Origin of the sequence: Psychrobacter sp. Ps2 (assembly GCF_022129405.1) — a bacterium.
GTDB lineage: Bacteria > Pseudomonadota > Gammaproteobacteria > Pseudomonadales > Moraxellaceae > Psychrobacter.
The window spans coordinates 41,418-50,617 of the sequence record NZ_JADQAM010000046.1; the positions used below are offsets into that span (position 1 = coordinate 41,418).

Sequence of the window (9,200 nt, forward strand, 5' to 3'; positions counted from 1 at the left end):
GACAAATCACTAAAAGCAGCAGCAATAAAGCAGACTGCCTTTAGTGGACAACTAAGTTAAACAACGGGCTAGTTGCTTTGTTTTAACTCAATATTAATACCCAGTGATTTGATTTCTTTGGTCAGTACGTTAAACGACTCAGGCATGCCTGGATCCATATACTGCTCACCATCAACAATGTTTTTGTACATACGAGTACGGCCTTCAACGTCATCCGACTTCACCGTTAGCATTTCTTGCAACGTGTAAGTCGCGCCGTATGCTTCTAGTGCCCATACTTCCATCTCACCGAAGCGCTGACCACCAAACTGAGCTTTACCGCCGAGTGGCTGCTGCGTCACTAGAGAATAAGAACCTGTTGAACGCGCATGCATTTTGTCATCAACCAAATGGTTAAGCTTGAGCATGTACATGTAGCCGACAGTTACTTTACGGTCAAACTTCTGACCTGTACGACCATCATATAACGTCTGCTGACCATCGCGATCCATACCAGCAAGCTCGAGCAAGTCTTTAACTTGGCTTTCTCTTGCGCCGTCAAATACTGCTGTGCCCATCGGTACACCGCCACGTAAGTTGTCTGCTAACGCCATGATGTCATCATCACTTAAGCTATCAAGATCAACTTGCTCACCGCCTACTTGGTTATAGATTTTGTCCAAGAAGTCACGTAGCTCTTTGATCGCTGCTTGAGATTTGAGCATACCATCAATCTTCTCGCCCAATCCTTTCGCTGCCATACCCAAATGCGTCTCTAGAACCTGACCGATGTTCATACGAGATGGTACACCAAGTGGGTTCAATACGATGTCAACGGTATTACCATTCTCATCATAAGGCATGTCTTCAACTGGCATGATGCGCGATACCACACCTTTGTTACCATGACGACCGGCCATCTTGTCACCAGGCTGAATACGACGCTTAACCGCTAGATATACTTTAACGATTTTTTGTACGCCATGCTGTAAGTCATCACCAGCAGTCAATTTGCGTTTTTTCTCAGCAAACTTCACATCGATGTCTTTTTGCTTATCAACCAAGTAATCAGCGATTTGCGTTAGACGCTCAGAGATTTCTTCTTCTACTGGTTGGATATCAAGCAAGGTCTCAAGGCTCATATCTTTCATATCAGCCAAAGCCATAACCGTACCCGCTTTTAGACCAGCACCGCCGCTGACTTTTTGGCCATCTAATAGATTACCAATACGGCCACGTGCTGCCTCTTCAAAGATACGTAGCTCTTCTTTCAAATCTTTGCGATAGCTATCAAGCTGCGATTTTTCAATCGCTCTTGCGCGTGCGTCTTTTTCAACGCCATCACGGGTGAAGACCTGTACATCAATAACCGTACCTTTACTTGAAGTCGGTACGCGTAGTGAAGTGTCTTTCACATCAGCCGCTTTTTCACCAAAGATAGCCCGTAGTAGTTTCTCTTCTGGCGTTAGTTGTGTTTCACCTTTTGGTGTCACTTTACCAACTAGGATATCACCAGCGTCAACTTCAGCACCGATATAGACGATACCTGCTTCATCAAGACTTGATAGTGCTGCTTCACCAACGTTTGGAATATCAGCCGTGATCTCTTCTGTACCTAGCTTGGTATCACGAGCCACACAAGTTAATTCTTGGATATGAATAGTAGTGAAACGATCTTCTTTAACTACTTTCTCAGATAACAAGATTGAATCTTCGAAGTTGTAACCATTCCACGGCATAAATGCGATGCGGATATTCTGACCAAGTGCTAGCTCACCAAGATCCGTTGATGGACCATCAGCCAAGATATCACCCAAAGCAATCTCGTCACCTTGGTTAACGATGATACGTTGGTTGATACAAGTGTTTTGGTTAGAGCGCGTGTATTTGATCAAGTTATAGATATCGATACCCGCTTCACCAGCAGTCATCTCGTCTTCGTTTACACGAACAACGATACGTGATGCATCAACATCTTCAATCACACCGCCACGCTTAGCGATAACACAAACGCCAGAGTCACGAGCAACGTGACGCTCCATACCAGTACCTACTAACGGCTTATCAGCACGTAGCGTAGGAACAGCCTGACGCTGCATGTTCGAGCCCATCAAGGCACGGTTAGCATCATCATGCTCTAGGAACGGAATCAGACCTGCTGCAACCGATACTACCTGACTTGGCGACACATCCATATGCGTCACTTTTTCTGGCGGCATACGAACAAATTCACCATAGCTACGCACACTGACCATCTCGTCAGATAACGCGCCATCTTCAGTCATCGGAGAATCGGCCTGTGCAATGACAGTACCTACTTCTTCGATTGCTGATAGATACTCAATAACGTCAGTAACTTTACCATCAACCACACGGCGATAAGGCGTTTCTAAGAAGCCAAAGCTGTTGGTTTTAGCAAACGTTGCTAGTGAGTTGATCAGACCAATGTTTGGACCTTCAGGAGTTTCAATAGGACATACACGGCCATAATGTGTATCATGTACGTCACGTACTTCAAAGCCTGCGCGTTCACGAGTTAGTCCACCAGGTCCTAACGCTGATACACGGCGCTTATGGGTAACTTCAGACAACGGGTTGTTCTGATCCATAAACTGTGACAATTGGCTTGAACCAAAGAATTCTTTAACCGCAGCCGCTACTGGCTTAGAGTTAATCAAATCTTGTGGTGACAAGTTGTCTGATTCTGCTGAGCTTAAACGCTCTTTTACAGCACGCTCAACACGTACTAGACCAACACGGAATTGGTTTTCTGCCATTTCGCCTACTGAACGAATACGGCGGTTACCAAGATGGTCAATATCATCGACATCGCCGCGACCATTACGAATCTCGATAAGCTCTTTTAGAACGTTAACGATATCATCGTTGGTCAATACACTGCGTTCGCGCTGGATATCAGGATCATCAGTGTTATCAAATTCTAAACCAAGACGACGGTTGAACTTCATACGACCGACGTTTGATAAGTCATAACGATCTGCATTAAAGAACATGCTCTCAAACAGTTTCTCAGCAGTTTCAACCGTTGGTGGCTCACCTGGACGCATTACTTTGTAGATTTCGATCAACGCTTCTTCACGGCTTGATGTACTATCAGCACGTAGCGTATCGGCAATATAACTACCTTGGTCGATGTCGTTGGTGAATAGAATGCTGAATTCTTTGATGGCACCACTGGCTTCAAATGAGTTCAATTTAACCAATAACTCGTGGTCGATTGGCGTGTTTGCTTTAGCGATGATTTCATCATTAACCACGATATCTTCTGCCAAGATACGCTCATATAGATACTCATCAGGCACAGCAATTTTCGTCATACCTGCTTCTTCAAGCTGACGGATACGGCGTGCGTTAATGCGTTTGCCCTGCTCTACAATAACGTCACCTTCAGGTGATACGATATCGAACTGAGCCATCTCGCCACGTAGACGATCAGCAACTAGATCAATTTCAAACGTCTCTTCAGCTTTATAAACAGCGACTTTATCAAAGAATAAATCTAGGATTTCAGAAGTTGTTAGACCAAGTGCGCGTAGGATGATTGACGCAAGTAGCTTACGGCGACGGTCAATACGAGCAAATACTAAATCTTTTGCATCAAATTCAAAGTCTAACCATGAACCACGGTAAGGGATAATACGTGCGTTATAAAGCACTTTACCACTTGAATGCGACTTACCTTTATCATGATCAAAGAACACACCAGGTGAACGATGTAGCTGAGATACGATAACACGCTCAGTACCATTGATAATAAAAGTACCGTTAGCAGTCATCAAAGGCATCTCGCCCATGTAAACGCTTTGCTCACGGATATCTTTGATAGCAGCTTTGCTATCTTTGTCTTTGCTGTCTTTATCTTTGATGATCAAACGTATTTTGACACGCATTGGCGCAGCAAACGTTGAACCACGTAAGATACACTCACGCTCATCAAATTCAGGCGTGCCTAAATAGTACTCAACAAATTGTAGCTCTGCGTTACCAGAGTGACTCTCAATTGGGAAAATAGAGGAATACGCAGCTTGCAAACCAGTATTCTCACGAGCTTTCGGCTTTTTGTGCTCTTGCAAAAATTGCTCATAAGAATCTACTTGAATAGACAGTAAATAGGGAATGTCCATTACAGTGGGCAATTCAGCAAAACTTTTGCGAATACGCTTTTTTTCAGTATAAGAATATGCCATCGAGAGTCCTTACAGTAAACGTGGAAACAAATTAAAAGCGTGGCCAGTATGCATAAATACGATGCAAACGTGACGACGTAAACGATAATATAAAACGGGTCTTCGTGTTCAGTTCATGTCTTTTCTGTCAATTACTACTTTACTCTTCAGTGCTTACCTAGCACACTTCACTTAATCTCGTCGTTGCTTGCTAGATTCATGGTAAGTGAATCAGTCTATATGACTGTTGCAACCAAAAAATTCAATATTATATAATCTATAACGCATTGCCTATCAGGCTTAATTTACAAATACAATGCTGGGAAATAATGTCTATTAAGATTGCATCCATACCACTTGCCATCTGGACTACTTATTACCGAACTATGTTCCCTACACATACAAACTGTCTATGAGACTGAATGTCGACAGTCATGCCACACCAAGTAGGCAACTTATGATCAACAGCTTTTTTAAGAATACCGCTTTTTTCAGGATTAATAATCGGGGTAACTATAACTTTTAGAATCAGTATAAACTATAGTGTTGATAGGAAAGCATGCAGACACAAAAAAATGCCAAACATCTACAGACGTTTAGCTCATATTAACTGATTTCAAAAACTGGCATGTGTGCTTGCATGTATATCGTCTGTCCTTTTGATGGGTATCCACCGTGATGTTGCATACGTATGTTGGCAGACACAAAAGGTCAAGCTACGAATTATAGTAAAAAAAAGCTGGCAATGCAAGGCATTACCAGCTTTTTTTCGTACAGTGTTAAACTTATTTTAGTTCAACAGTTGCACCAGCTTCTTCAAGTTTCTTTTTCAACTCTTCAGCTTCAGCTTTAGATGCGCCTTCTTTGATTGGAGCTGGAGCGCTTTCAACCAAATCTTTCGCTTCTTTTAGGCCAAGACCAGTAGCTTCACGTACGGCTTTAATTACGCCAACTTTCTTCTCGCCAAAGCTGGCAAGAACTACGTCAAACTCGTCTTTTTCTTCAGCAGCAGCAGCAGCAGGACCAGCAGCAGCAGGTGCAGCAGCAACAGCAGCTGTTACGCCGAATTTTTCTTCCATGTCGCTGATTAACTCAACGATATCCATTACTGACATTTCAGCGATTGCATTTAACACGTCATCTTTAGATAGTGCCATGAGAACTCTCCGTTATCTGATAAAAATTAATTGATTCTAATATCGCCTTGATTGCTTGCCTAATGTGACAATAAATTGCAACCAAAATTAGCGATGTTAAAGTTACGTTAAAACAAGCAATTAAGCAGCTTCTTTTGCGTCTTTGATTGCCGCTACAGTGCGAACGAACTTGCCAGGAACAGCGTTCATAGTCTGGACAAGCTTGGTCACTGGTGCATTCATAGTAGCCATCAAGATAGAGATTGCTTCGTCGCGAGTTGGTAGCTTCGATACGCGCTCTAGCTCTTCTGGACCATAAACTTCACCACCGACTGATACTAATTTGGTCTCTAAAGCTTTGTTATCTTTGCTGAAGTCGAAAACGACTCGAGCAGCAGATCCCAAATCTTCCATAGAGAAAGCCAAAAGTAGTGGACCAGTCATACGGTCTGACATGCTCTCAAACTTAGTGCCTTCAAAAGCGCGTTTTGCTAGTGTATTTTTTACCACTTTCAAAACGACACCTTTATCACGAGCTTGTTCGCGCAGCTTAGTAAGCTGTGCAACACCAATACCGTGATATTCGGCAGCTACTGCTGAGTAAGCATTAGCAGCAACTTCAGACACTTCAGCCACAACTTGTTGTTTTTGTTCTAGCGTTAATGCCATAAGTTGACTCCTTTAATCTTATCAATCGACTTATAATAAAAGTGCCAAAAACAAGGTTTTTATGCGCTCAAACTGTAAGCTAAGACTGACTTGATACGACACATTACCAGTGGATTCAATTAATAAAAAAAGCATCTACTGGTAACGACTGATTACGGCACCGTTATCAGAATGACGTTGAGTAATAGTTTGAAGATTATAAATAACCCTATCGCCCTATTCGCTCGTGTCTTAAACTGTGTGGGCCACCGTCTGCGTAGGACAACTAAGATTTTCATCTGTCGTCGATTAACAAAAGTGACTTATTATCATAAGCAACTATCCGAAGATCGCTAACTATGACTCTAAACTACTCTCTACCTACGGTCTTAGACAGCGTAGCAAATACTACGCTGACCTAATTCTTTAAAAACTGTTTGTGTTTATCATTCAAAATATTTGAAGATAAAAAATTTAATTATTTAGCAGTACGATAAGGAACAGCGTCGATCGTTAGACCTGGACCCATCGTGCTAGACAAGGTAATTTTCTTAATGAAAGTACCTTTAGAAGTAGCAGGCTTAGCACGCTTTAGATCAGAAAGAATCGCTTGCGCGTTTTGCTCGATTTGATCAGCAGTGAAACCAACTTGGCCGATAGTTGCATGGATGATACCAGCTTTATCAACACGGTACTGAGCCTGACCAGCTTTCGCATTAGTCACAGCTTCAGCAACGTTTGGCGTTACTGTACCAACTTTAGGGTTAGGCATTAGACCGCGTGGGCCTAGGATAGTACCTAATTGACCAACAACACGCATTGCATCTGGAGCTGCGATAACGACATCAAAGTCCATGTTACCAGCTTTGATTTGCTCTGCTAGGTCTTCAAAACCAACGATGTCTGCACCAGCTTCTTTAGCGGCTTCAGCAGCAGCGCCTTGAGCAAATACAGCAACGCGTTTGGTTTTACCAGTACCAGCAGGTAGGTTAGTTGCACCACGAACTACTTGATCAGATTTACGTGGGTCAACGCCCAAGTTTACCGCGATATCGATAGACTCTTTGAATTTTAGCGCTGGCAAATCGTTTAGGATTTGAACCGCTTCTTCAATAGTGTACTGTTTTTCGTTATCAATACGGCTTTGAATTTCTTTTTGACGTTTGGTTAGCTTAGACATTATACACCCTCCACGGTAATACCCATTGAACGTGCAGTACCAGCGATGGTACGAACAGCAGCGTCAAGATCAGCTGCAGTTAAATCTGCATTCTTAGTCTTAACGATATCTTCTAGTTGTGCACGGTCAACTTTACCAACTTTAGCAGTGTTCGGTGTACCTGAACCTTTAGCAATACCAGCAGCCTTACGTAGTAAGTATGCAGCTGGTGGTGACTTCATGATGAAGGTAAAAGATTTGTCGCTGTATACTGTGATCTCAGTTGGGATCGGTAGACCTGGCTCTTGGCCTGAGGTCGCAGCGTTAAATTCTTTACAGAACGCCATGATGTTCACGCCTTTTTGACCCAAAGCTGGACCAATAGGTGGTGAAGGATTTGCTTTGCCTGCAGGCACTTGCAGTTTGATGTAACCATCAATCTTCTTAGCCATGATACTCTCCTAAATGGGTGATAGCGCCAAATCAACGTGGTATACACCTAGTTGACTAACAGCTCCCCGGTTGATGAATTTTTTGCTAATTTAGTCCAGTTTTTCAACTTTACTAAATTCAAGCTCAACCTGCGTAGGTCGATTAAATACGTTTACCGTTAGATGTAGCTTAGACTTCTCGTAATCCACTTTTTCTACCAACCCTTTAAAGTCAGTAAATGGGCCATCGATAACCAACAACTCTTCGCCTGGCTCAAATAGAGTCTTAGGACGTGGGTCAGTCTCAGTCTGGTTCAAACGGTTTAAAATGCGATCAGCTTCTACTTGCGTAATCGGTGCAGGCATCTCAGGCGTACCACCGATGAAGCCCATAATACGAGGACAGTCTTTTACGATGTGCCAAGTATTGTCGTTCATTTCCATTTGGATCAATACATATCCAGGAAAGAACTTACGCTCGCTCTTACGTTTTTTGCCGTCTTTCATTTCGACGACTTCTTCAGTAGGAACCAATACATCACCGAATGACTCAGCAAAGTCACTACGATTAATACGATCAGTTAATGAACGTTGTACTTGTTTTTCATATCCTGAAAACGCTTGGACAATATACCAACGCATATCACGCTCCTGATCATTATAAATAAGTTGTTATGAGTAAATGTCTCGCTAATAGTCACTAATACGCGCTATTAACCGATGAAAATACCAACGAACCAATTAAAAAAGTTATCCAATAACCAAATAAAGAAACCAGCAATCGCAATCACGACAATCACTTGCCATGTATATTGAAAGGTTTCGTCTTTACCTGGCCATGTCACTCGGCGAAGCTCAACGGCAGCATCTTTTAATAATATTTTAAAAGCACGGCCTTGATGCGTTAACGCCAAACAAACTAATGCAAATACAACAAGTGCGACAATAATACCAATACGTACCCAGACGTCGTTGGCAGGTTGCCAATAGCCCGGTAAGTATTGATTTACTAGAGTCGCACCGATTAATACAGCTGCGGCAAGTAGCCACAAAATCAAATCTTTTATTGAGCCAGTCTTAGCCACTTCAACAGCAGTAGTACCGCTAGCTGAAACATGCTTATTTTTAGACAGCATTCCACCAGCAACCGCCTTGGCATCAGATAACTTAGTCTCGAGGTTATCTTGATCATTGCTCATAAAGAACTCGCTTCGGAGATGGTGGGGTACAACAAAGATGTGATAAGAAGATGGCAGGCGATGTAGGACTCGAACCTACAACCCTCGGTTTTGGAGACCGATGCTCTACCAATTGAGCCAATCGCCTATGGGTGTAAAGGACAGCATTATACAATATCTAGCATAGAATGCAAGCCCTTGACGGTAAAATTATTAATTTTACCTGATTTTGCACTACTGCAATCTAAAATAACTGCTAGCGTTGAGTGCAGCGATAATATAACAAGCTATGCCACAGATTACAATATGCTATCTAACAAATAATTATCTCTATCATGCATATGGAAAACCTATTAATACACGCTAGGTCTACTTCTATTTTCGAACGTGCTTCACTATCCCAATAAAAAAAGGCCACCCTAGATAGGATGGCCTTTTTTATGACTAATTCATAAGCTCATTGCTGAGTCTTAAGTCTTAGT

At 42.5% G+C, this 9,200-nt stretch carries 7 protein-coding genes and 1 tRNA gene; all 8 read right to left on the bottom strand.

What is annotated here, in order from left to right; translation table 11 throughout:
- Positions 1-68: 68 nt before the first annotated feature.
- The 8 genes from rpoB to I3254_RS05585 all read right to left on the bottom strand — a co-directional run bounded on the left by rpoB (position 69) and on the right by I3254_RS05585 (position 8,866).
- On the bottom strand, positions 69-4,187 hold the full coding sequence (gene rpoB, locus I3254_RS05550) for a DNA-directed RNA polymerase subunit beta (protein ID WP_201572590.1): 4,119 nt from the start codon (positions 4,185-4,187) through the stop codon (positions 69-71).
- A 764-nt stretch (positions 4,188-4,951) separates the two neighbouring features.
- Positions 4,952-5,323, bottom strand: coding sequence for a 50S ribosomal protein L7/L12 (gene rplL, locus I3254_RS05555; RefSeq protein WP_057761722.1), 372 nt, complete (start codon positions 5,321-5,323; stop codon positions 4,952-4,954).
- Between the two features lie 120 nt (positions 5,324-5,443).
- Complete coding sequence (gene rplJ / locus I3254_RS05560; protein ID WP_057761724.1) at positions 5,444-5,971, bottom strand: 50S ribosomal protein L10; 528 nt, start codon at positions 5,969-5,971, stop codon at positions 5,444-5,446.
- 457 nt (positions 5,972-6,428) lie between these two features.
- Positions 6,429-7,130: a 50S ribosomal protein L1 gene (gene rplA / locus I3254_RS05565; RefSeq protein WP_057761725.1), complete on the bottom strand. Its 702-nt coding sequence runs from the start codon at positions 7,128-7,130 to the stop codon at positions 6,429-6,431.
- Positions 7,130-7,561, bottom strand: a complete 432-nt coding sequence (gene rplK, locus I3254_RS05570; RefSeq protein ID WP_057761727.1) for a 50S ribosomal protein L11 — start codon at positions 7,559-7,561, stop codon at positions 7,130-7,132. Before rplK ends, rplA begins: the two co-directional genes overlap by 1 nt.
- Positions 7,562-7,651: 90 nt before the next feature.
- Positions 7,652-8,182: a transcription termination/antitermination protein NusG gene (gene nusG, locus I3254_RS05575; RefSeq protein WP_057761729.1), complete on the bottom strand. Its 531-nt coding sequence runs from the start codon at positions 8,180-8,182 to the stop codon at positions 7,652-7,654.
- Positions 8,183-8,253: 71 nt separating this feature from the next.
- Positions 8,254-8,739 (bottom strand): preprotein translocase subunit SecE, encoded by a 486-nt coding sequence (secE, locus tag I3254_RS05580; RefSeq protein ID WP_057761731.1) that lies wholly within the window; start codon positions 8,737-8,739, stop codon positions 8,254-8,256.
- A gap of 51 nt (positions 8,740-8,790) precedes the next feature.
- A tRNA-Trp gene (locus I3254_RS05585) sits at positions 8,791-8,866 on the bottom strand.
- Positions 8,867-9,200 lie beyond the last annotated feature (334 nt).

What these genes read in the sequence shown, in the direction of transcription:
- secE (WP_057761731.1), bottom strand. Translation starts at nt 8,739, where the DNA reads ATGAGCAATGATCAAGATAACCTCGAGACTAAGTTATCTGATGCCAAG.
- nusG (WP_057761729.1), bottom strand. Translation starts at nt 8,182, where the DNA reads ATGCGTTGGTATATTGTCCAAGCGTTTTCAGGATATGAAAAACAAGTA.
- rplJ (WP_057761724.1), bottom strand. Translation starts at nt 5,971, where the DNA reads ATGGCATTAACGCTAGAACAAAAACAACAAGTTGTGGCTGAAGTGTCT.
- rplA (WP_057761725.1), bottom strand. Translation starts at nt 7,130, where the DNA reads ATGTCTAAGCTAACCAAACGTCAAAAAGAAATTCAAAGCCGTATTGAT.
- rpoB (WP_201572590.1), bottom strand. Translation starts at nt 4,187, where the DNA reads ATGGCATATTCTTATACTGAAAAAAAGCGTATTCGCAAAAGTTTTGCT.
- rplK (WP_057761727.1), bottom strand. Translation starts at nt 7,561, where the DNA reads ATGGCTAAGAAGATTGATGGTTACATCAAACTGCAAGTGCCTGCAGGC.
- rplL (WP_057761722.1), bottom strand. Translation starts at nt 5,323, where the DNA reads ATGGCACTATCTAAAGATGACGTGTTAAATGCAATCGCTGAAATGTCA.